At 68.5% G+C, this 21,874-nt stretch carries 22 protein-coding genes; 10 read left to right on the top strand and 12 right to left on the bottom strand.

Annotated elements, in window-relative coordinates:
• Window positions 1-15 precede the first annotated feature (15 nt).
• Window positions 16-1,578 carry a class I adenylate-forming enzyme family protein gene (locus MYA_RS11365; RefSeq protein WP_014723520.1) on the bottom strand — a complete coding sequence of 521 codons (1,563 nt, stop codon included), beginning with the start codon at window positions 1,576-1,578 and terminating at the stop codon, window positions 16-18.
• Between the two features lie 252 nt (window positions 1,579-1,830).
• Here MYA_RS11365 and ybaK point away from each other — a divergent pair, with 252 nt between their 5' ends.
• On the top strand, window positions 1,831-2,322 hold the full coding sequence (gene ybaK, locus MYA_RS11360) for a Cys-tRNA(Pro) deacylase (RefSeq protein WP_011885820.1): 492 nt from the start codon (window positions 1,831-1,833) through the stop codon (window positions 2,320-2,322).
• Window positions 2,323-2,498: 176 nt separating this feature from the next.
• Window positions 2,499-3,137, top strand: a complete 639-nt coding sequence (gene plsY / locus MYA_RS11355) for a glycerol-3-phosphate 1-O-acyltransferase PlsY (protein ID WP_011885819.1) — start codon at window positions 2,499-2,501, stop codon at window positions 3,135-3,137.
• An 84-nt stretch (window positions 3,138-3,221) separates the two neighbouring features.
• Here plsY and MYA_RS11350 read toward each other — a convergent pair whose 3' ends face one another.
• On the bottom strand, window positions 3,222-3,707 hold the full coding sequence (locus tag MYA_RS11350; RefSeq protein WP_011885818.1) for a YajQ family cyclic di-GMP-binding protein: 486 nt from the start codon (window positions 3,705-3,707) through the stop codon (window positions 3,222-3,224).
• A 134-nt stretch (window positions 3,708-3,841) separates the two neighbouring features.
• Here MYA_RS11350 and murB point away from each other — a divergent pair, with 134 nt between their 5' ends.
• Window positions 3,842-4,891: a UDP-N-acetylmuramate dehydrogenase gene (gene murB / locus MYA_RS11345; RefSeq protein WP_041493881.1), complete on the top strand. Its 1,050-nt coding sequence runs from the start codon at window positions 3,842-3,844 to the stop codon at window positions 4,889-4,891.
• A gap of 114 nt (window positions 4,892-5,005) precedes the next feature.
• Here murB and argF read toward each other — a convergent pair whose 3' ends face one another.
• Window positions 5,006-5,935, bottom strand: a complete 930-nt coding sequence (gene argF, locus MYA_RS11340; protein ID WP_014723517.1) for an ornithine carbamoyltransferase — start codon at window positions 5,933-5,935, stop codon at window positions 5,006-5,008.
• A gap of 414 nt (window positions 5,936-6,349) precedes the next feature.
• Between argF and MYA_RS11335 the strand changes: the two genes are divergently transcribed.
• Complete coding sequence (locus MYA_RS11335) at window positions 6,350-6,670, top strand: DUF3579 domain-containing protein (RefSeq protein WP_011885815.1); 321 nt, start codon at window positions 6,350-6,352, stop codon at window positions 6,668-6,670.
• Between the two features lie 140 nt (window positions 6,671-6,810).
• Here MYA_RS11335 and rpsT read toward each other — a convergent pair whose 3' ends face one another.
• A complete protein-coding gene (gene rpsT, locus MYA_RS11330; RefSeq protein ID WP_006482211.1) occupies window positions 6,811-7,083 on the bottom strand; it encodes a 30S ribosomal protein S20 in 273 nt (90 codons plus the stop codon).
• Between the two features lie 304 nt (window positions 7,084-7,387).
• Between rpsT and murJ the strand changes: the two genes are divergently transcribed.
• Together murJ and MYA_RS11320 are read left to right on the top strand one after the other, a co-directional pair.
• Complete coding sequence (murJ, locus tag MYA_RS11325) at window positions 7,388-8,938, top strand: murein biosynthesis integral membrane protein MurJ (protein ID WP_011885814.1); 1,551 nt, start codon at window positions 7,388-7,390, stop codon at window positions 8,936-8,938.
• Between the two features lie 8 nt (window positions 8,939-8,946).
• On the top strand, window positions 8,947-9,789 hold the full coding sequence (locus tag MYA_RS11320; protein ID WP_011885813.1) for a SirB1 family protein: 843 nt from the start codon (window positions 8,947-8,949) through the stop codon (window positions 9,787-9,789).
• Window positions 9,790-9,897: 108 nt separating this feature from the next.
• Here the strand turns inward: MYA_RS11320 and MYA_RS11315 are convergent, their stop codons facing one another.
• From MYA_RS11315 to lpxK, 5 genes are all read right to left on the bottom strand, one after another.
• On the bottom strand, window positions 9,898-11,118 hold the full coding sequence (locus MYA_RS11315) for an ISL3 family transposase (protein ID WP_014723161.1): 1,221 nt from the start codon (window positions 11,116-11,118) through the stop codon (window positions 9,898-9,900).
• Window positions 11,119-11,252: 134 nt separating this feature from the next.
• Window positions 11,253-11,915, bottom strand: coding sequence for an adenylate kinase (gene adk / locus MYA_RS11310; protein WP_014723515.1), 663 nt, complete (start codon window positions 11,913-11,915; stop codon window positions 11,253-11,255).
• Window positions 11,916-12,122: 207 nt separating this feature from the next.
• A complete protein-coding gene (gene kdsB / locus MYA_RS11305; RefSeq protein ID WP_014723514.1) occupies window positions 12,123-12,914 on the bottom strand; it encodes a 3-deoxy-manno-octulosonate cytidylyltransferase in 792 nt (263 codons plus the stop codon).
• A gap of 111 nt (window positions 12,915-13,025) precedes the next feature.
• Window positions 13,026-13,229 carry a Trm112 family protein gene (locus MYA_RS11300; protein WP_006750935.1) on the bottom strand — a complete coding sequence of 68 codons (204 nt, stop codon included), beginning with the start codon at window positions 13,227-13,229 and terminating at the stop codon, window positions 13,026-13,028.
• The gene (gene lpxK, locus MYA_RS11295) at window positions 13,210-14,238 is read right to left on the bottom strand and encodes a tetraacyldisaccharide 4'-kinase (protein ID WP_011885810.1); all 1,029 of its coding nucleotides are present in this window, start codon (window positions 14,236-14,238) and stop codon (window positions 13,210-13,212) included. The genes MYA_RS11300 and lpxK overlap by 20 nt, the downstream gene beginning before the upstream one ends.
• 450 nt (window positions 14,239-14,688) lie before the next feature.
• Here lpxK and xseA point away from each other — a divergent pair, with 450 nt between their 5' ends.
• Together xseA and sodB are read left to right on the top strand one after the other, a co-directional pair.
• Window positions 14,689-16,071 (top strand): exodeoxyribonuclease VII large subunit, encoded by a 1,383-nt coding sequence (gene xseA / locus MYA_RS11290; RefSeq protein ID WP_014723513.1) that lies wholly within the window; start codon window positions 14,689-14,691, stop codon window positions 16,069-16,071.
• A gap of 239 nt (window positions 16,072-16,310) precedes the next feature.
• A complete protein-coding gene (gene sodB / locus MYA_RS11285) occupies window positions 16,311-16,889 on the top strand; it encodes a superoxide dismutase [Fe] (protein ID WP_014723511.1) in 579 nt (192 codons plus the stop codon).
• A 118-nt stretch (window positions 16,890-17,007) separates the two neighbouring features.
• On the opposite strand, the gene chrA is transcribed toward sodB, so the two are convergent.
• On the bottom strand, window positions 17,008-18,225 hold the full coding sequence (chrA, locus tag MYA_RS11280) for a chromate efflux transporter (RefSeq protein WP_014723510.1): 1,218 nt from the start codon (window positions 18,223-18,225) through the stop codon (window positions 17,008-17,010).
• A 126-nt stretch (window positions 18,226-18,351) separates the two neighbouring features.
• Window positions 18,352-19,059 (bottom strand): Crp/Fnr family transcriptional regulator, encoded by a 708-nt coding sequence (locus MYA_RS11275; protein WP_011885797.1) that lies wholly within the window; start codon window positions 19,057-19,059, stop codon window positions 18,352-18,354.
• Between the two features lie 81 nt (window positions 19,060-19,140).
• Between MYA_RS11275 and MYA_RS11270 the strand changes: the two genes are divergently transcribed.
• Entirely contained in the window at window positions 19,141-19,665 is a 525-nt protein-coding gene (locus tag MYA_RS11270; protein ID WP_011885796.1) for an Mpo1 family 2-hydroxy fatty acid dioxygenase, read from the top strand.
• Window positions 19,666-19,797: 132 nt separating this feature from the next.
• A complete protein-coding gene (locus MYA_RS11265) occupies window positions 19,798-20,400 on the top strand; it encodes a class I SAM-dependent methyltransferase (RefSeq protein ID WP_014723509.1) in 603 nt (200 codons plus the stop codon).
• Window positions 20,401-20,415: 15 nt separating this feature from the next.
• Here the strand turns inward: MYA_RS11265 and MYA_RS11260 are convergent, their stop codons facing one another.
• Entirely contained in the window at window positions 20,416-21,690 is a 1,275-nt protein-coding gene (locus MYA_RS11260) for an EAL domain-containing protein (RefSeq protein WP_011885794.1), read from the bottom strand.
• Between the last annotated feature and the right edge of the window lie 184 nt (window positions 21,691-21,874).

The following is a 21,874-nucleotide window of genomic DNA, read 5'->3' as shown; positions in this document are numbered from 1 at the left end:
CGCCGGCGCCGCGCGCTACGCGAGGTCGCGCAGCCGGTGTTTCAGCACCTTGCCGGTAGAGGCGGCCGGCAGCGCGTCGAGCACGCGGATGCGGGCCGGGCGCTTGTACGGCGCGAGGCGTTGCGCGCACCACGCATGCAGTTCGGCGTCGGCCGCCGTCGCGCCGGGCGCGAGCTCGACGAACGCGAGCACTTCCTCGTTGCCATCGACCGCGCGCCCGATGACGGCCGCCTGCACGACGTCCGGATGTGCGTTCAGCACCTGTTCGACCTCCACCGGATACACGTTGAAGCCCGAGCGGATGATCAGCTCCTTGCTGCGGCCCGCGATCGTCACCGCGCCGTCGGCGTCCTGGCGGGCGAGATCGCCGGTGCTCAGCCAGCCGTCCGGCGACACGGCCGCGCGCGTCGCGTCCGCGTTGCGGTAGTAGCCGAGCATCACGTTCGGCCCGCGCACGCGGATTTCGCCGACCTCGCCGCGCGGCACGTCGGCGCCGTCCGGCGCGACGATCCGCATCTCGACGCCGGGAATCGGCGTACCGACCGAGCAGTCGGCGCGCGGCGCGTCGAGCGGCGTCTGCGTGATCGTCGGGCTGCTTTCGGTCATTCCGTAGCCGTTGTGCAACGGCACGCCGTACACGCGCTCGACGCGCGCCTTCAGGTCGGCGTCGAGCGGCGAGCCGCCCGAATACGCGAAGCGCAGCCGCGGCGCGCGCCACGCGTGCCTGTGCGTGTGCAGGTGCTCGAGCAGCTTCGCATGCATCGCGGGCACGCCCTGGAAGATCGTCACGCGTTCGTCCGCGAGCGCGACGCGCACCGCTTCGGGCGAGTAGCGCGGCGCGAGGCGCAGCGTCGCGCCTGCGTACAGGCTGCCGAGGCAGACCGACGCGAGCCCGTACACGTGCGACACGGGCAGCACCGTATAGACGACGTCGTCGGGCGACACGCGGCGCAGCGCGCTCGACGTCGCGGCGACGAACAGCAGGTTGCGATGCGACAGCATCACGCCTTTGGGCGCGCCCGTCGTGCCGGTCGTGTAGATCAGCGCCGCGCACTGAGCGGCGCCGTCGGCCGCGACCGGCTCGGCCGGCGCGTCGGCGTCGACGTGATGCGACCACGCGCCGATGTCGATCGGCAGCGCGTCGGCGGGCGCGGCGCGGTAGCGCGCGGCATGCGCGCGCGCATCGGGCGAGGCTTCGGTCGCGAACGCGATCAGCTTCGGGCGCGCATGCGCGACGATCGCGTCGAGTTCGCTCGCTGCCAGGCGCGCGTTCGACACCAGCGCCCACGCATCGACGCGCGCGGCCGCGAGCAGCAGCACGATCTGCGCGACGCTGTTTTCCGCGACGATCATCACGCGATCGCCGCCGCGCACGCCGAGCGCGACGAGCCGGGCCGCGGCCGCGTCGACGGCCTCGGCGAGTTCGGCGTACGACAGGCGGCGCGCGTCCTCGATCAGCGCCGGGTGCGTGGGCGCTTGCGCGGCCCGCAGCGCGGGCACGTCGGCGATGCGAGCGGGCAGCGCGGCGAGCAGGGCCGCGACGTCGGGCGGCGCGGATGAGCGAACGGACGAGGACATGACGTCTCCATGAAGAAGGGCACGGGCAGCGGCGCGGGCAGCGTTGCGAACGATCGTGCCATGGCGGCCGGGCCGCCACAATCGGCCGTTCGGTCAATAGCGCGTCGCGATGTCCGCAATGATGGCGCAGCGGCCGGTCGGCTGGGCCGCGCCAGCGGGCCGCGAGTATACCGCCGACGTCCGCACGCGATCGTGCAATGGCGCAATGGCGCAATGGCGCGCATGCCGGTCGTTCGCCATTAAAATGCGGCGATGAGCAAATCCAGACACGTGTCCGAAACCCCCGCGACCCAGTTGCTGCGCCGCCACGGCGTCGCGTTCGACGAATATCCGTACGACTACGTCGAGCACGGCGGCACCGGCGAGTCGGCGCGCCAGCTCGGCGTGGACGAGCACTGCGTCGTGAAGACGCTCGTGATGGAAGACGAGCACGCGAAGCCGCTGATCGTGCTGATGCACGGCGATCGTACGGTGTCGACCAAGAACCTCGCGCGGCAGATCGGCGCGAAGCGCGTCGAGCCGTGCAAGCCGGACGTCGCGAACCGCCACTCGGGCTATCTGGTCGGCGGCACGTCGCCGTTCGGCACCCGCAAGACGATGCCCGTCTACGTCGAGTCGACCATCCTCGAATTACCGACGATCTATCTGAACGGCGGCCGCCGCGGCTATCTCGTGAGCCTCGCGCCGGCGGTGCTCACGACGCTGCTCGGCGCGACGCCCGTGCAGTGCGCGAGCGTCGACTGAGGGTTTCACCTTCGTCGCACGCGCTGCACGTTCGGTAGAATGGGCGCCGTTTCGGCCGGTCGGCCCGCCCGGCCGGCCGCCGCGGCTCGTGTGTAACGCGGCCGCGCTTCACCGCGCGGCGCGCGTGCCTGCCCGGCCGCCCCCATCATCGATACGTTGAAAGAAGAGTTCTCCGCATGCAGATCCTGCTCGCCGCACTTGTTGCCTATCTGATCGGTTCGGTGTCGTTCGCCGTCATCGTCAGCGCCGCGATGGGCCTGGCCGATCCCCGTTCGTACGGGTCGAAGAATCCCGGCGCGACCAACGTGCTGCGCAGCGGCAACAAGAAGGCCGCGATCCTGACGCTCGTCGGCGACGCGTTCAAGGGCTGGCTCGCCGTGTGGCTCGCGCGGCACTTCGGGATGCCCGACGTCGCCGTCGCATGGGTCGCCATCGCCGTGTTCGTCGGTCACCTGTATCCGGTGTTCTTCCGCTTCCAGGGCGGCAAGGGCGTCGCGACCGCTGCCGGCGTGCTGCTGGCCGTGCATCCGGTGCTCGGCCTCGCGACCGCGCTGACCTGGCTGATCGTCGCGTTCTTCTTCCGCTATTCGTCGCTCGCGGCGCTGGTGGCCGCCGTATTCGCGCCGGTGTTCGACGTGTTCCTGTTCGGCACGCGCAACAATCCGATCGCCTGGGCGGTGCTGGCGATGAGCGTGTTGCTGGTGTGGCGTCACCGCGGCAACATCGCGAAGCTGCTGGCGGGGCAGGAGAGCCGGATCGGCGACAAGAAGAAGGCTGCGGCCGACGGCGGCGCGCAAGGCGGCGGAAAGGTCTGACGCGCGGTGTCGAGGCGTCGCGGCTGCCGCGCGGTGCGGCAGCCGGTGTGCGCGGCCGGCCGATTTGGCGGCCGGCGACGTCGCTCAGTCGCGGAAGTTGTTGAAGTCGAGCGGCGTGTCGGTCACGTCCTTGCGCAGCATCGCGATCACGCTCTGCAGATCGTCGCGCTTCGTGCCGGCCACGCGCACCGCATCGCCCTGGATGCTCGCCTGCACCTTGATCTTGCTGTCTTTCACGAGCCTGACGATTTTCTTGGCGAGGTCGCCCGTCACGCCCTTTTTCACGGTGACGATCTGCTTGACCTTGTCGCCGCCGATCTTCTCGACCTTGCCGTAGTCGAGGAAGCGCACGTCGACGTTGCGCTTCGCGAGCTTGCCGATCAGTACGTCCTTGACCTGGCCGAGCTTGAAATCGTCGTCGGCGAACAGCGTCAGCTCGCGCTCCTTCTGCTCGACGCGCGCGTCCGAGCCCTTGAAGTCGAAGCGTGTCGAGATTTCCTTGTTCGACTGCTCGATGGCGTTCTTCACTTCGATCATGTTCGCTTCGGAAACGACGTCGAACGATGGCATGGCATTCTCCCTTGAGGTGCGGCGCCCGGCTCACGCGCGGGCACTCGCTATAATTGCGGACTGTTTGCCATTTTACCGATGCCCCTGCGTTTGCCCAAGGCCGGCCGTCCGGCCGCCCGGCTGACGCCACGCGAATGCCGATGCCTCCTGACGATTCCCCGCTGTCGCTGCTTCCCGACCATCCGCTCGCCGCGCACAACACGTTCGGCATCGCCGCGACCGCGCGCTATGCGGCGCGCATCACGCACGCCGCGCAGTTCGAGGCGCTGCACCGCGATCCGCGCGTCGCGTCGCTGCCGCAGCTCGTGCTCGGCGGCGGCAGCAACGTCGTGTTCACGCGCGATTTCGACGGCGTCGTGCTGCTCGACGAGATCGGCGGCCGCCGCGTGGTGCGCGAGGACGACGACGCGTGGTACGTCGAAGCCGGCGGCGGCGAGCCGTGGCACGCGTTCGTCGCGTGGACGCTCGAGCAGGGGATGCCGGGGCTCGAGAACCTCGCGTTGATTCCGGGCACCGTCGGCGCGGCGCCGATCCAGAACATCGGCGCGTACGGCCTCGAGATGAAGGCGTACTTCGACTCGCTGATCGCCGTCGAGCTGGCGACGGGGCGCAGCGAGCGCTTCGACGCGGCGCGCTGCGCGTTCGGCTATCGCGACAGCTTCTTCAAGCGGGACGGGCGCGGCCGCTTCGCGATCGTCGCGGTGACGTTCCGGCTGCCCAAGCGCTGGACGCCGCGGCTCGGCTACGCGGACGTCACGCGCGAACTCGACGCGCGCGGCATCGCCCCCGGCGCGGCCACGCCGCGCGACGTGTTCGATGCGGTCGTCGCGATTCGCCGCGCGAAGCTGCCCGATCCGGGCGTACTCGGCAATGCCGGCAGCTTCTTCAAGAACCCGGTGATCGACGCCGCGCAATTCGACGCATTGCGCGCGCGTGCGCCGGACGTCGTGTCGTATCCGCAGCCGGACGGCCAGGTGAAGCTCGCGGCCGGCTGGTTGATCGACCAGTGCGGCTGGAAAGGGCGCGCGCTGGGCGCGGCGGCCGTACACGAGCGGCAGGCGCTCGTCCTGGTGAATCGCGGCGGCGCGACCGGCGCCGACGTGCTCGCGCTCGCGCGGGCGATCCAGCACGACGTGCGCGTGCGCTTCGGCGTGGAGTTGGAACCCGAACCCGTCTGCCTGTAGCGCGGCCTCGGGTCGCGCGGCGCGTGGGCTGTCGCGGCGAAAAAAAGCGCCGATCGACGATCGGCGCTTCTTCGTTCGCACGTGCCGCATTGCGCGGCGATGCGGCGGCTGCGTTCAGTGCTTGAGGCGGCCCAGCAGCAGGAACTCCATCAGCGCCTTCTGCACGTGCAAACGGTTTTCCGCCTCGTCCCACACCACGCTCTGCGGCCCGTCGATCACGCCGGCCGTCACTTCCTCGCCGCGGTGCGCGGGCAGGCAGTGCATGAACAGCGCGTCCGCGTTCGCATAGCCCATCATTTCCTCGTCGACGCACCAGTCGGCGAACGCCTGCTTGCGCGCTTCGTTCTCCGCTTCGAAGCCCATGCTCGTCCACACGTCGGTCGTCACGAGATCGGCGCCCTTGCACGCTTCGTTCGGATCGTCGAACACTTCGTAGAACGGCGCGCTGTCGGGCGACACGAGCTTCGTGTCGAGCGCATAGCCCGGCGGCGTCGACAGGCGCAGCTTGAAGCCGAGAATCTGCGCGGCTTCGATCCACGTGTACAGCATGTTGTTCGCATCGCCGACCCACGCGACCGTCTTGCCGGCGATCGGGCCGCGGTGTTCGTAGTACGTGAAGATGTCGGCGAGGACCTGACACGGATGGTATTCGTTGGTCAGGCCGTTGATCACCGGCACGCGCGAGTTTTGCGCGAAGCGCGTGATCACGTCCTGCTCGAACGTGCGGATCATGATGATGTCGACCATCCGCGAGATCACCTGCGCGGAATCCTCGACCGGCTCGCCGCGGCCGAGCTGCGTGTCGCGCGTGCTCATGAACACCGCGTGGCCGCCGAGCTGGAAGATGCCGGCTTCGAACGACAGCCGCGTGCGCGTCGAGCTCTTCTCGAAGATCATCGCGAGCGTGCGATCGTGCAGCGGATGGTAGGTCTCGTAGTTCTTGAACTTGCGCTTCAGGATACCCGTGCGTTCGAGCACGTACTCGTAGTCTTCCAGCGAGAAATCCTTGAACTGCAGGTAGTGACGAATGGTTTTGGCGGTCATGAAACGAAATACGGCGGGTCTCACCCGGCAGCGGAGCCGGACGGCGCCGCCGTCGGATGTGGATAACTCAAAGCAGCATAATGGATTTTCTGTGCTTTGACGAGCCGTGGCGAAAAGCGGGGAGCGATCGTCGCGCGCACGGGCCGCGAGTCGGGCAGTGGGGTTCGGCACGACGCGCGATGGCGCGCTGCGGTATAATTCAAAAGTTTTCTCCAGCCCGGCAGACAAGCCTCTTCGCGTACTGCCGGACACAAGCGGGTGCGCTGCACAAATCCGGTGCGGCGCGCTGGCGGCATGGCGCGACGGCCTCTTTTCGGGATGTCGGAGCATCTGCGCCGCCGTCCACTCCAGCTCGTGTTCGCATCTCCAGGCAGCGTCGCCTGGGCATTGCCGGGCCGTCACTTGGGTAACCACATGGCTGAAACCCCTCCGACCGAATTCTTCATCCAGGGCATCACGAAAGACGGGAAAAAGTTTCGCCCGAGCGACTGGTCGGAGCGTCTGGCCGGCGTGATGGCCTGTTTCGGGCCCGGTGCAAGCGGACCGAATGCACGGCTGAAGTACTCGCTGTACGTGCGCCCGACGATGCTCGGCGATCTGAAATGCGTGATTCTCGATTCGCGGCTGCGCGACATCGAGCCGATGGCATTCGATTTCGTGCTCAACTTCGCGAAGGACAACAACCTCGTCGTGACCGAAGCCTGCGAATTGCCGGACTACAACGACAAGAAGTGAGCGAGGCGCGCGACGCCTGCTTGCGCGTGGTGCCCATGCGGCCCGACGCGCGCGGCGCGCGCACAGCAAAAAAGCCCGCCTAGGCGGGCTTTTTCACGATCGCAGGAAACAGGGCGCCCGCCGAAGCGGGCACACCGGATTTACGCTGCTGCCTGCAGGCCCTTGACGGCTGCGGCGAGGCGGCTCTTGCTGCGAGCGGCCTTGTTCTTGTGAACGATCTTCTTGTCGGCGATCGTGTCGATCGTCTTCACGGCAGCCTTGAACAGCTCGGCAGCCTTTGCCTGGTCGCCGGCTTCAACAGCCTTGCGAACCGACTTGATCGCGGTGCGGAATTTCGAGCGCAGCGCCGAGTTGTGCGAATTTGCCTTCGCGGCCTGGCGGGCGCGCTTGCGTGCTTGTGCGGAGTTAGCCATGACGGTTCCTTATCCTGTCCTGTTTCCAGAGCTTGGAGCCTGACGGCCAAGCGCTGCTTTTCGATCCGTCCCCTGAGAACGATTGCCCAGGGGCGCATAAAAAAACGGTGATTTTAACCGAGGCCGAGACATGAAAACGACAGGCGCCGTGCATGTAACAGGCTCAGAAACCGGCGATTATAGCAACAAAATCAAGCGCGTGGCAAGCCGGAAGTGACTGCCGCCCGAGAGAGGCCGCGCGCGGCATGCGCTTTTCCGCATCCGTCCGTGCCGGCACACACAAGCCCCGTATAATAAGCGCCCCATGAATCTATTCCGAGCCCTGCTGACGGTCAGCGGCTTCACGCTGCTGTCGCGCGTGACCGGACTGGCCCGCGAGACGCTGATCGCCCGTGCGTTCGGCGCCAGTCAATACACCGACGCGTTCTACGTCGCGTTCCGCATTCCGAACCTGCTGCGCCGCCTGTCCGCCGAAGGTGCGTTCTCGCAGGCGTTCGTGCCGATCCTCGCCGAGTTCAAGAACCAGCAGGGGCACGACGCGACCAAGGCGCTCGTCGACGCGATGTCGACCGTGCTCGCGTGGGCGCTCGCCGCGCTGTCGGTGCTCGGCATCGCCGGCGCGTCGTGGGTCGTGTTCGCGGTCGCGTCCGGCCTGCACGCCGACGGGCAGGCGTTCCCGCTCGCGGTCACGATGACGCGGATCATGTTCCCGTACATCGTGTTCATCTCGCTGACGACGCTCGCGTCCGGCGTGCTGAACACCTACAAGAGCTTTTCGCTGCCCGCGTTCGCGCCGGTGCTGCTGAACGTCGCGTTCATCGCGGCGGCGCTGTTCGTCGCGCCGCACCTGAAGGTGCCGGTGTTCGCGCTCGCGTGGGCAGTGATCGCGGGCGGCGTGCTGCAGTTCATCGTGCAGCTGCCGGGCCTGAAGAAGATCGACATGGTGCCGCTGATCGGTCTCAACCCGGTGCGTGCGCTGCGTCACCGCGGCGTGAAGCGCGTGCTGGCGAAGATGGTGCCCGCCACCTTCGCCGTGTCGGTCGCGCAGCTGTCGCTGATCATCAACACCAACATCGCATCGCGGCTCGGGCAGGGCGCGGTGTCGTGGATCAACTACGCGGACCGGCTGATGGAGTTCCCGACCGCGCTGCTCGGCGTCGCGCTCGGCACGATCCTGCTGCCGAGCCTGTCGAAGGCGCACGTCGATGCCGATACGCACGAATATTCCGCGCTGCTCGACTGGGGGCTGCGCGTCACGTTCCTGCTCGCCGCGCCGAGCGCGCTCGCGCTGTTCTTCTTCGCGACGCCGCTCACCGCGACGCTGTTCAACTACGGCAAGTTCGACGCGCACACGGTCACGATGGTATCGCGCGCGCTTGCGACCTACGGGATCGGCCTCGTCGGCATCATCCTGATCAAGATCCTCGCGCCGGGCTTCTACGCGAAGCAGGACATCAAGACGCCGGTGAAGATCGCGATCATCGTGCTGATCGTCACGCAGATCTCGAACTACGTGTTCGTGCCGCTGATCGGCCATGCGGGTCTGACGCTGAGCATCGGCGTCGGCGCGTGCCTGAATTCGCTGCTGCTGTTTTTCGGGCTGCGCAAGCGCGGCATCTATCAGCCGTCGCCGGGCTGGCTGCGGTTCTTCGTGCAACTGACGGGCGCCGCGCTCGTGCTCGCGGGCCTCATGCACTGGTGCGCGATCAATTTCGACTGGACCGGCATGCGCGCGCAGCCACTCGATCGCATCGCGCTGATGGCCGCGTGCCTCGTGCTGTTCGCTGCACTATATTTCGGTATGTTGTGGGTGATGGGCTTCAAATACGCTTACTTCAAAAGGCGCGCCAAGTGACCACCGCAATGACCCGCGTCCTTGATTACTTCAGCACGCTCGTGGCGGACGACGACAGTCTGCCCGTCACGGAAGCCGCGCTGTCGCTCGCCCAGGACGCGTATCCGGACCTCGACCTGCAAGGCACGCTGGCTGAGATCGACATGCTCGCCGCGCGGCTGCGCCGTCGGCTCACCGACGATACGGGGCTGAAGGACCGTGTCGCCGCGCTCAACGAGTTCTTCTTTCGCGAACTCGGCTTTGCGTGCAATCACAACGATTATTACGACCCCGATAACAGCCACCTGAACGCGGTGCTGAAACGCCGCCGCGGGATTCCGATCTCGCTGTCGGTGCTGTATCTCGAGCTCGCCGAGCAAATCGGCGTGCCGGCGCGCGGCGTATCGTTTCCCGGCCATTTCCTGCTGCGCGTGACGCTGCCGGACGGCGACCTGATCATCGATCCGACCAATGGCCATTCGCTGTCGGAAGCCGAAATGGTCGAGATGCTGGAGCCGTACGTCGCGCGGGCGGCGGGCGCGGTCGACAGCGCGTTGCGCGCGCTGCTGCAGCCGGCGACGAGCCGCGAGATCATCGCGCGCATGCTGCGCAACCTGAAGACGATCTATCTGCAGACCGAACGCTGGCAGCGGCTGCTCGCGGTGCAGCAGCGGCTCGTGATCCTGCTGCCCGAACAGCTCGACGAGGTGCGCGATCGCGGTTTCGCGTATGCGCGGCTCGATTACCTGCGCCCGGCGCTCGAGGATCTCGAGCAGTATCTCGGCGAACGGCCCGATGCCGACGACGCGACCGTCGTCGAATCGCAGGTGAGCGAGCTGCGGCAGCGCATGCAGCGCGACGGCGAAGACTGACGCTGCACGCGCCCGCTCGGCTGCGTAGAACGGTAGCGCGCACAACGTGGCACGCCGCACGCCGCGCATCGCGGCCTGATGCCGGCCGCCGCGGTCGAAAAAAAAGGTTCATCGAGGATTACCGGGGAAGGCGGCGCGGATCTTGAGGAAGAAGTATTCATCGTCACGGTACCCGTAAGCCCGACGCTTGATGACCTTGATGGTGTTGTTGATGCCTTCGACGACGCTGGTATTGAGCGGATGGCGGCAGCGAGTCACGATTCCGTGCCAGTAGCCCTGCAAGCGCTCGGCGAACTTTTGCAGGGCGGCGATCCCGCTTTGCTGAGCCTGCTCGAACCATTGTTCCCAAGCCTTTTGCGCCCAGGCTGGCTTCTGATAGAACCAGAGCCGCTTGAGCTCGTCGCGTAACACGTAGACGCATAACAGCGACTGATTGGCCGCCAGCAACTCCTTCAGGTGCACGGCCTGATCTGGCTTGAGGTTGTGGCGGTTGCGCAGCAACAACCAGCGGCTGGACTTCAGAACTTTGCGGGCCGGCTTGTCATGTCGGAGTTGATTGGCCTGGTCCACTCGCACCCGATCTATCACTTCGCGGCCGTACTTGGCCACGACGTGGTACAGGTCGAAGACGATCTCCGCCTGCGGACACTGTTCCCTGATTTCGAGTTCATACGCCGTGGTCATGTCGATCGCCACCGCTTCAATACGCTTGGCAACGCCTTCGGGAAGCTGCTCGAAGAAGGCACGGGCAGTCTCGCGCGAGCGGCCCTGTCCGATCCAGAGCACCTGCCGGCTCATCGGCTCGACCACCACCGTGGCGTAGCGATGGCCTTTATGCAGCGCGAACTCGTCCATCGCCAGATAGCGGATCGTTGACCAGTCGGGCTCGCGCACACGCGCCCGCAGACGCATCTTGTCGATCGATTTGACCGTGTGCCAGCCCAGGTCGTAGAAGGCCGCCACGGCCTGCACGCTGGCCGCTTGCAGCAGCTTCTCGCAGGCCTTGGCGAAGCGCTCCGTCACTCGCTGGTAGCGGCCCAGCCACGCCAGCTTCTCCAGTCGCGGGCCGCCGCAGCGTTCACACCAGACTCGGCGGCGCGGAACGTGCAGCACCACCCGGTATTCGAACAACGGCAGGTCACGCACCCGGCGAACCGTTGTCTCGTGGATTTGCTGGCAGCGTGCACCACATTGCTCGCAATACATGACCTTGCTGATCGGCTTCAAATACAGCGACAGCGTGCGGCCGTCGCCTTCCGGCCATTCCACACGCTCCAACCGGTAACCCGTCCAGCAGCCCAGTGCCTGAAGTGCCTTGCGATCGAGCAATTGCTTCTCCTGACGTCCTTAAAGTCAGGCGTCAGGTTACGCAATCGCTCTAAAACCCTCCACGGTTTCCTACGATGAACCAAAAAAAAGCCGCCCCGACGGGGCGGCTTGCGGCTCACGGCCGATCGCGCTGCTTACTTCAGCGCTTCGAACGCACGCTCGCGGATTTCCTCGACGCTGCCGAGGCCCGAGATCTTCCGATACTGCGGCGCCTTCAGGCCGTTTTCCTCGCCGCGCTGCGCCCAGTCGCCGTAATACGTGATCAGCGGCTTGGTCTGCGCTTCGTACACTTCGAGGCGCTTCTTGACGGTTTCTTCCTTGTCGTCGTCGCGCTGGATCAGCGGCTCGCCCGTCACGTCGTCCTGGCCTTCGACCTTCGGCGGATTGAACTTCACGTGGTAGGTGCGGCCCGATGCCGGGTGCGTGCGACGACCGCTCATGCGCTCGACGATTTCCGAGAACGGCACGTCGATTTCGAGCACGTAGTCGATCGCGACGCCGGCTTCCTTCATCGCGTCGGCCTGCGCGATCGTGCGCGGGAAGCCGTCGAACAGGTAGCCGTTGGCGCAATCGGATTCCTTCAGGCGTTCCTTCACGAGGCCGATGATCAGCGCGTCGGGGACGAGCTTGCCGGCATCCATGTAGCCCTTCGCCTCGACGCCGAGCGGCGAGCCGGCCTTGACGGCCGCACGCAGCATGTCACCCGTCGAGATTTGCGGGATGCCGAATTTTTCCTTGATGAAGTTTGCCTGGGTGCCCTTTCCCGCGCCGGGCGCGCCCAACAGGATCAAACGCATGGTGATATCTCCGGTATGTAGATTCGTGTGGCGAGACGCTCAAGCGTCGGCGATAACGTGCGCGGGGCTTGCCTGGCGCGCGGCGGACCGGTCTGACGCGGCGCGTCGGCGATGGCGACGCGCGGCTGCCGGCACGGGCCGCGGCGGGGTCAAGCGAGGACGCGCGGGTCGCGGACGGCTCGCACAATCGCCTGATTATGCCACGGGTTATTTTGAACTCGGCCGAAAAAGGGCCTGCACGCGTGCGAGATCGGCCGGCGTATCGACGCCGGCTTCGGGTGCGCGCTCGGTAATCAGCACCGCGATGCGTTCGCCGTGCCACATCGCGCGCAGCTGTTCGAGCTGCTCGGCCTGCTCGATCGGCGCCTGCGCGAGCGACGGATAGGTGCGCAGAAAGCGCGCGCGATACGCGTAGAGACCGATGTGCCGATACACCGGAAAGGCCGGTGCGGGCATCGCCGCGACGTCGGGCCAGTGCGGCTGGTATGCGTCGCGGCTCCACGGAATCGGCGCGCGCGAGAAGTACATCGCGACGCTGCGCGCGTCGAGCGCGACCTTCACGACGTTCGGGTTGAACACGTCGGCCGCATCGTGGATCGGATGCGCGGCGGTCGCGATCGCGCAGTCCGGATGCGCGGCCAGGTGCGACGCTACGTCGCGCACCAGCGTCGGGTCGATCAGCGGTTCGTCGCCCTGCACGTTGACGACGACCGTGTCGTCACGCCATCCGAACGTCGCCGCGACTTCCGCGAGCCGATCGGTGCCGGACGGATGGTCGGCGCGCGTGAGCACCGCGTCGAAACCGTGATCGCGCGCGGCGTCGAGGACGGCCTGCGTGTCGGACGCGACGAGCACCTGCTGGGCGCCGGCTTCGCGGGCCCGCTCGGCGACGCGCACGACCATCGGCTTGCCGCCGACGTCGGCGAGCGGCTTGTTCGGCAGGCGCGTCGACGCGAGCCGGGCAGGAATGACGGCGATGAAGGGCTGCGGATGAGTCATCGGAACGGGGCGAAGAGAAGAGCGGGGCGGGCGGCGCGTCGAATGCGGGCGGCCCGGCAGGGTTCGGCGCGTACGACCGCGGAGGGCCGCGGTCGTGCGCCGTAGCGGCGTTCAGCTGCCGGCGGGGCCGGCCGGATCGACCGGCGTGCCTTCGACGGTCTGGCGCGCTTCGTCGACGAGCATCACGGGGATGCCGTCGCGGATCGGGTAGGCGAGCTTGTCCGCGTTGCAGATCAGCTCCTGCGCGGCACGGTCATAGTGGAGCGGGCCTTTGCAGATAGGGCACACAAGAATTTCAAGCAGGCGAGCGTCCACGGAGTTTCTCCACAACGAGGGCAATGAGGCGAGGATCGAGCGCGGCTTCGACGGGGACGACCCACAGCCGAGCGTCGCGCCAGGAAGCGCCCAATTTTACTGCATCCTTCTCGGTGATCAGGATCGCGTCGACGGCGTCGTCGACGAACGGATTGTCGGCGAACGCGTAATGGTCGGGCAGCGCGCGCGTCGCCGGCGCGAGGCCGGCCGCGCGCAGCGTCGCGAAGAAGCGCTCGGGCGCGCCGATGCCGGCCGCGGCGAGCACGCGCTCGTTCGCGAACTGCGACAGCGGACGGCGCAGCGTCGGCTGGTCTAGATGCCATGCGGCGCCCGGCGTGAGCGCGAGCGCGTAGGTGTCGGGCCACGGCGGCAGCGCGCCGCTGTACGGATCGTTGACGAGCGTCGCGTCGCGATGGCGCGACAGCGGCTCGCGCAACGGCCCGGCCGGCAGCAGGAAGCCGTTGCCGCCGAGCCGGTGGTCGAACACGACCAGTTCGACCGTGCGGGCGAGACGGTAGTGCTGCAGCCCGTCGTCGCTGACGATCACGTCGACCTCCGGATGCGCGGCGCGCAGCGCCTGCGCGGCCGCCACGCGGTCGGGGCACACCCACACGGGCGCGCCGGTGCGGCGGGCGATCAGCAACGGCTCGTCGCCGGCCGCGCTCGCGCGCGACGCGGCGGTGACGGCGGTCGGCGCCTGCACGTTCGCGCCGTAGCCGCGCGATACGACGCCCGGCGTGAAGCCGGCCGCGCGCAGGGCATCGACGAGCGCGATCACGGTCGGCGTCTTGCCGGTGCCGCCGACGGTCACGTTGCCGACCACGACGACCGGCACGCCGACGTCGACCGGCTGCTTCCAGCCCTGCGTGTACGCGGTCCGGCGCAGCGCCGCGCACAGGCCGAATACGCACGCGAACGGCGTGAGCGCCCACGCGAGCGCGCCGCGGCGCTGCCATTCGCGCGTGATGCGCGCTTCGAGCCGCGCGAGCGGGCCGCCGCGGGCGCTCATCGGGCCGGGCGCGGCGTGTCGTGCGCCGCGGCGTGGAACGGATTCGTCAACACGGATGCTCCGTTGGGCGGCGGATGCCGCTAGGTCTTCGGAAGGCGGCACTCTAGCGCGCCGCAGGCGCACGCGGCAAGCGCCGCCGGCCGACGCCGCTGGTGGGGCCGGATCGAGGTGGCCTGTGGACAACTCTGTGAAGAACTCCCCGTCCGCTCCCGCCGAATGCCCGTCGGACGGACATCGAATCGACTCCGAATCGCCTTGCAAGGTTTAAAAATATATAAAAATCAATGCGTTGCGAAGAATCGTCTGGCTTTTTCCGGGCTTTTCAAATGGTTTTGCCGGACGATTGTCGGAATGTGGAAACATTTTCAGCGGCGCGCCGCGGACGGTCGGCGCTGGACGCGGCGCGCGTGTCGGACTATCGTGTCGCCGCCAGCATTCATCCGACCGCTCATGCCTTCCGATACTCCTTTTTCCGCGCCCGGCGCCTCGCGCGGCGGCGACGAAGTGATCCCCGTTTCGGCGCTCAACCGGGCGATTTCGACGATGCTCGAGCGCTCGTTTCCGCTGCTGTGGATCGCGGGCGAAGTGTCGAACTTCACGCGCGCCGCGAGCGGGCACTGGTATTTCTCGATCAAGGACCAGCAGGCGCAGATGCGCTGCGTGATGTTTCGCGGCCGGGCGCAGTATGCGGAATTCACGCCGCGCGAGGGCGATCGCATCGAGGTGCGCGCGGTCGTCACGATGTACGAGCCGCGCGGCGAGGTGCAGCTCAACGTCGAGGCCGTGCGGCGCACCGGACAGGGGCGCCTGTACGAGGCGTTCCTGCGCCTGAAGGCGCAGCTCGAGGCCGAGGGGCTGTTCGCGCCCGAGCGCAAGCGGCCGTTGCCCGTGCATCCGCGCGCGATCGGCATCGTCACGTCGCTGCAGGCGGCCGCGCTGCGCGACGTGTTGACCACGCTCGCGCGCCGCGCGCCGCATCTGCCGGTGATCGTCTACCCGGCGCCCGTGCAGGGCGCGGGCGCCGCCGAGAAGCTCGTCGCGGCCGTGCAGACCGCGAACGCGCGGCACGAGGTGGACGTGCTGCTCGTGTGTCGCGGCGGCGGATCGATCGAGGATCTGTGGTCGTTCAACGACGAAGCGCTCGCGCGGGCGATCGCCGCGAGCGAGCTGCCGGTCGTCTGCGGCGTGGGCCACGAAACCGATTTCACGATCGCGGACTTCGCGGCCGACGTGCGCGCGCCGACGCCGACCGGCGCGGCCGAGCTCGCGAGTCCGCAGCGCGCGTTGTTGCTGCGAGAGTTGAGCGAGCGGCAGCGTGCGCTCGCGCGCTGCGTCGCGCGCGGGCTCGAGCAGCGCGCGCAGCAGCTCGACTGGCTCGCGCGCCGGCTCGTCAGCCCGGCCGAGCGGCTGCAGCGGCAACGCGTCCACGTCGACCAACTGGCCGCGCGGCTCGCGTCGGCGGCGTCGCGCCCGGTGCGCGACGCGCGTGCGCGCTTCGCGCTCGCGCAGCTGCGCTGGCAACGCGCGCGTCCCGATCCGGCGCAGGCGCGTCACGTGCTCGCCGGTTTGTCGCAGCGTCTCGCGGTCGCGCTGCAGCGCCGCCACGAGCGCGACAGCGCGCGCGTGTCGGCGTGCGCGGCGCGGCTCGAGGTGCTGAGCCCGCAACGCACGCTCGAGCGCGGCTACGCGGCGCTGATCGACGCGCAGACGGGCCGTGCGGTGCGCTCGCCGAGCGCGCTGAAGCCGCAGCGGCGCCTGACCGTGCATCTCGCCGAAGGCTCCGCCGACGTGTCGCTCGCCGACGTGCAGCCGCGGCTCACCGATACGATCTGACCGCCGCGGCGGCTGCGCTGCGCACGTCGTGCGCACGCGTGCGCCGTGCGCGCGGCAGGAACGGATACTGCGCGCCGCATCGGCTTGCCCGCTATCCCGCCGGATGCAGCGCCAGCGCCGATTTTCCGCATACGGCGGACGAATACCCGTGAGTTTGCGGGGATATTCGGACTCGCCTACAATCGGACGCTCGGCAGCATTCAACACAGCCCCCCTACATACTCAACGAAGGAATTGCCATGGCTCATACGCTCCCGCCGCTCCCGTACGCAGAAGACGCACTCGCGCCGACCATCTCGAAAGAGACGATCGAGTACCACTACGGCAAGCATCACCAGGCATACGTCACGAACCTGAACAATCTGATCCCGGGCACGGAATTCGAAAACCTGCCGCTGGAAGAGATCGTGAAGAAGTCGTCGGGCGGCATCTTCAACAACGCCGCGCAAATCTGGAACCACACGTTCTTCTGGAACAGCCTGTCGCCGAACGGCGGCGGCGCACCGTCGGGCGCGCTGGGCGACGCGATCAACGCGAAGTGGGGTTCGTACGACGCATTCAAGGAAGCCTTCACGAAGGCTGCGGTCGGCACGTTCGGTTCGGGCTGGGCATGGCTCGTGAAGAAGGCCGACGGTTCGCTCGACATCGTGTCGACGAGCAACGCCGCGACGCCGCTGACGACGGCCGACAAGCCGCTGCTGACGATCGACGTGTGGGAACACGCGTACTACATCGACTACCGCAACGCACGTCCGAAGTTCGTCGAAGCGTTCTGGAACATCGTGAACTGGGACTTCGCAGCGAAGAACTTCGCGTAAGTCCGCAGGTGCCGCGCGCCGTCACGGCGCGCCGTGCGCTCCAGCTAAAAGCCCTCGAAACGGAACGCTTCGAGGGCTTTTTCGTTTTCCGTCGCGCTGCGCCTCACGCGGCGCGGGATCAGATCAACGTCGTCGCCGCCCAGCCGAGCGCCGCGCTCGCGATCACGACGGCCCACGGCGGCACGCGCCAGAACACCAGCGCAATGAACGCGACGAGCGCGGCCGCGAAATCGCGCGACGACACGATCGTCTCGCGCCATACCGGCTGATACAGCGCGGCGAGCAGCAACCCGACCACCGCCGCATTGACGCCCGCGAGCGCCGCCTGCATGCGCGTGCTGCGGCGCAGGCGTTCCCAGAACGGCGCGGTGCCCGCGACCAGCAGGAACGACGGCGCGAAGATCGACACGAGCGCGAGCGTTGCGCCGAGCCAGCCGTTCGGCGCATCGCGCAGCGCCGCGCCGAGGAACGCTGCGAACGTGAACAGCGGGCCCGGCACCGCCTGCGCGACACCGTAGCCGGCCAGAAACGCCGAATCGCCGACCCAGCCCGGCGCGACGACGGCGGCCTGCAGCAGCGGCAGCACCACGTGGCCGCCGCCGAACACCAGCGCACCGGTGCGGAAGAACGCGTCGACCACCGCGAGCGCGTGCGAATGGAGCGCATCGGCCGCGAGCGGCAGCGCGACGAGCAGTGCGGCGAACAGCACGAGCCACAACGCGCCCGCGCGGTGCGAGACGTGCAGCGGCAACGGCTCGTGCGCGCCGCGCTCGGGCTGCGGCAGTAGCACGAGGCCGGCCGCGCCGGCCGCCGCGATCACGACGACCTGCAGCCATGCGGCCGGCGCGAACAGCGCGACGCACGCGGCGAGCGCCATCAGGGTGACGCGGCGCGCATCCGGGCACAGCGTGCGCGCCATGCCCCACACCGCCTGCGCGATCACCGCGACCGACACGATCCGCAGCCCGTGCAGCGCGCCGGTCGCGATCGGCATGCCGGCCGCGTGCATGCCGAGCGCGACCAGCGTCATCGCGAGCGCGGACGGCAGTGTGAAGCCGAGCCACGCGGCGAACATCCCGGCATAGCCGGCGCGCGACAGCCCGATGGCCATCCCGACTTGGCTGCTCGCCGGGCCCGGCAGGAACTGGCACAGGCCGACGAGATCCGCATACGCGCGCTCGCTGAGCCAGCCGCGCCGCGTGACGAACGCCTCGCGGAAGTAGCCGAGGTGCGCGACGGGGCCGCCGAACGACGTGAGGCCAAGCCGCAGGAACGCGACGAACACGGGCCATGCGTGGCGCGGTGCAGCGGTGACGGTCGAGGTGTCGTGGTTCAAGAGTGGATTCGGGCAAGAGGTGAGAGGGGAGGCGTCGCCACGATAGCGGGATAGTGCGATGCCGTAACGACGGAAATGCGGCGCTGCGATAGCGCGGCGGCGTCATGCACGCGGCCGCAGCCGCCGTCACGGCATGTCGTCGGGCAGTCCGCTGGCGCGCCGCAGCGCGTCGAGGTCGACGATTTCGATTTCGCCGACGTGCAGCCGCACCGCGCCGTCCGCTTCCAGCGCCTTCAGCAGCTGGTTGGTGGTCTGCCGCGTCAGCGACAGCATTGCCGCCAGCTTCTCCTGCGACAGCCGGACCCGCGTGCGGCCGACGCTGACTCCGCCGTAGCCGTCCGCGATCATCGCGAGGCGCGCCGCCAGCCGCTGCGCGGCCGTCATCATGCTCAGCGATTCGACCGACACGAAGCTCAGCCGCAGCTTTTGCGCCATCAGCAGCGCGAACTCCCGCCAGTATTGCGGCGTCGCGTCGAGGATCGCGAGCAGCGCTGGCTGCGGCACGTGCAGCAGCAGCGTGTCGTCGAGCGCGGCCGCATCGTGGGTGCGCGCCAGGCCGTCGAACAGTGCGATTTCGCCGAACCACGTGACGGGCTCGGCGACCGTCAGCAGCGCTTCCTTGCCGTGCGCGTCGACGGCGCCTATCGTGATGGAGCCGCTCAGCACCGCATACAGCCCGCACGGCGGATCGCCGCGCCGGAACAGCGGATGGCCGGCCGGCAGGCGGCGCAGCGCGGCGCGCTCGAGCAGCGCCGCGCGCAACGCCGGCGGCAGCGCGGCGAACCACGGGTGCGCTTCGAGTTGCGGCAGGTACGGGGCGAGCGACGAGGTCATGGCGGCGCGATGTCGGATAGCTGACAGAGGTTCTCGGGCGTGACGCGCATCATAGCGCTCGATGACCGTTCAGGAGACGCGATGAAGACCCTCGAAGACCACCTGTCCCAGTATGCGGCCTACCACCGCGACGTGCGCAACATCGCGACCCATCTGGTCGGCATTCCGCTGATCGTGTTCGCGGTCGAAGTGCTGCTGTCGCGGCCGCTGCTCGGCACGCTGGCCGGCGTCGCGGGGTCGCCGGCGCTGCTGTTCGCGACCGCGTTCGCGGCGTTCTACCTGCGCCTGGATCTGCGCTTCGGGCTCGCGATGACCGCGCTGCTCGCCGTCGGCCTGTGGGCGGCGCACACCGTCGCGCTGTTGCCGACGGCGCGCTGGCTCGGCATCGGCATCGGCGCGTTCGTGGTCGGCTGGATCGTGCAGTTCGTCGGTCATTGGTTCGAGGGACGCAAGCCCGCGTTCGTCGACGATCTGATCGGGCTGGCGGTCGGGCCGCTGTTCGTCGTCGCCGAAGTGGCGTTTTTCGCCGGCCTGCGCGGCGACCTGCGCCGCGAAGTCGAGCGGCGCGCCGGGCCGCTGCGCGGCGGCGCGCATTCGCACGTGTGAGCGTCGCCCGCGCGGCAAGGGTGCAAGGGCGAAAGGGCGGCGCCGGCCGGCTGCTGCGGCCGCGTATCGTGCGCGCGGCGCAGCGGCTAAGATGCTGGGTGCGTCATCCGACGCTTACGTGGAGCAATCGCCATGGTGGATCGCCCGACTCTGGATGCGTACGACACGCATGCCGCGCAATTCGCGCAGGACTGGCTCGACCAGGCCGCGCCAGACGACATGTATGCGCTGCTCGAGCAGTATTTTACGCCGGGGCCGACGGCCGACGTCGGCTGCGGCGTCGGGCGCGACGCCGCGTGGCTCGCGTCGCAGGGATACGACGTGCGCGGCTACGACGCGAGCGCCGCGCTGCTCGCCGAGGCGCGCGCGTCGCATCCGTCGCTGACGTTCGAGCTCGCCGCGCTGCCGGCGCTCGACGGCGTGCCGTCCGGCGCGTTTCGCAACGTGCTGTGCGAGACGGTGGTGATGCACCTCGAGCATGCCGATGCGGCCGCGGCGGTTGCGCGGCTGGCCACGTTGCTGATGCCCGGCGGCACGCTGTATCTGAGCTGGCGAGTCGCCGGCAACGGCGCGCTGCGCGACGACCGCGGCCGGCTCTATACGCCGCTCGATGCGGCGCGCATGCGTGCCGCGCTCGGCGCCGGCATGGACGTGCTCGACGAGCACGAAGTGGTCAGTGCGTCGTCAGGCAAGCGCGTGCACCGGCTGATCGCGCGCCGCACGGCCACGGCATGAGCGCGGCCCGCGCGTTCATGCGCGGGTGAGCGCCGCTTCCCAGTTGATGTCGACGCAGAGCACCTGCATGCCCTGCGCGGCCGGCGCGGCGATCGACGCCGTCACGCACAGGTGCGCCTCGTTGATCGACAGGTACGGCGCCGTCAGATGTACGCGGCCCGGCGCGCGCATCGCTTCGATGAAGTACGGCCGGCGTTCCCAGCTCGCACCTTCCGAATGCAGCAGCGGCCGGAAGCGTTTCGCGCGCTGCGAAACGCTGCCGCGTGCGAGCACGTTGTCGCCGATCTGGCGGCCCGATGCGTCGAGCAGGAAGCAGCGCGCGGTCTCGGCCAGCCCGAGCACGCAGCCGGCCGCGTCGATCAGCGGTTCGCCCGCGGCGAGCTTGCGGCTCGCTTCCTCGAGCGCGGCGACGTACGGCGCGAGCCGTTCGGCCTGCGTGCGCTCGCGCTGCGCGACGCGCAACCGCAACGCGGCCGACAGCGTATCCATGCAGCCGGCTGCGGCCTGCGGCTGCACCGGGTCGACACTCGGACCGGCGAAGTATTGTCCCTGCACGAAATCGACGTCGCACTCGAGCGCGATCAGCGCGTCGCGCTCGGTCGCGAGCCCGCCCATCAGCACGAGCTGCCCGGATTCGTGCAGCAGCGACACGAGCCCCGGCAGCACGCGTTCCAGATGCGAGTGTTCGCTCGCCTGCGCGAGGATGCCGCGGTCGAGCGTGACGATGTCCGGATGCAGATGCCACACGCGGTCGATGTTCGAATGCTTCGCGCCGAAGCCGCCGAGCGCGATCAGGAAGCCGGCCTTGCGCAGCCCGTCGACGATCGCCGCGTAGCGCGGCGTCTCGCCGCCGGCCTGCTCGGGCACCTCGAGCACCACGCGATGCGGCGGCAGCCCGAGCGCCTTCAGGTTCGCGAGCAGCGCGTCGCCGTAGATGGTGTCCATCAGCGCGGCCGGATGCAGGCTCAGGAAGAGCCATTCGTCGTGACTGTCGAACGCGTGGAAGTTGCCGAGGTGCAGCGATTCGGCGAGACGGCCGAGTTCGAGCAGATCGCCGCGCCGCGCCGCCTGCGTGAACACCTCGTGCGACGCGACCTGCCGGCCTTCCTCGTCGTGCGCGCGCAGCGACGCGTGATAGCCGATCGCGCGGCGATGCGACACCGAGAAGACCGGCTGGAACACGCTGAATACGGTGTAGGCGCCGTACAGCACGGTGCGGCGCTTGCCGTCGTCGCCGGCAACGGGGCGGGGCGGCTGAAAGCCGGGGGGATCGATGTCGATCATGCTCATGATGTCGGCCGGAGGAAGACTGCCAGTTTACCTACAGAATAGGTCAGCAAGAAGCATGCACGGCATTGCGCCCCGTGCGGCGGCCCGCCGCGGCTGTCTGCCGTGCGCCGCTGCGGCCCGATGCAGCGGCGCTGCACCGACATGGTGCGCCACGCGCCGTCGTGGCGATCGCGGGCGTGCCGTG

Source organism: Burkholderia sp. KJ006, assembly GCF_000262695.1.
GTDB lineage: Bacteria > Pseudomonadota > Gammaproteobacteria > Burkholderiales > Burkholderiaceae > Burkholderia > Burkholderia vietnamiensis.
This window is presented reverse-complemented; position numbering and strand designations above follow the sequence as displayed.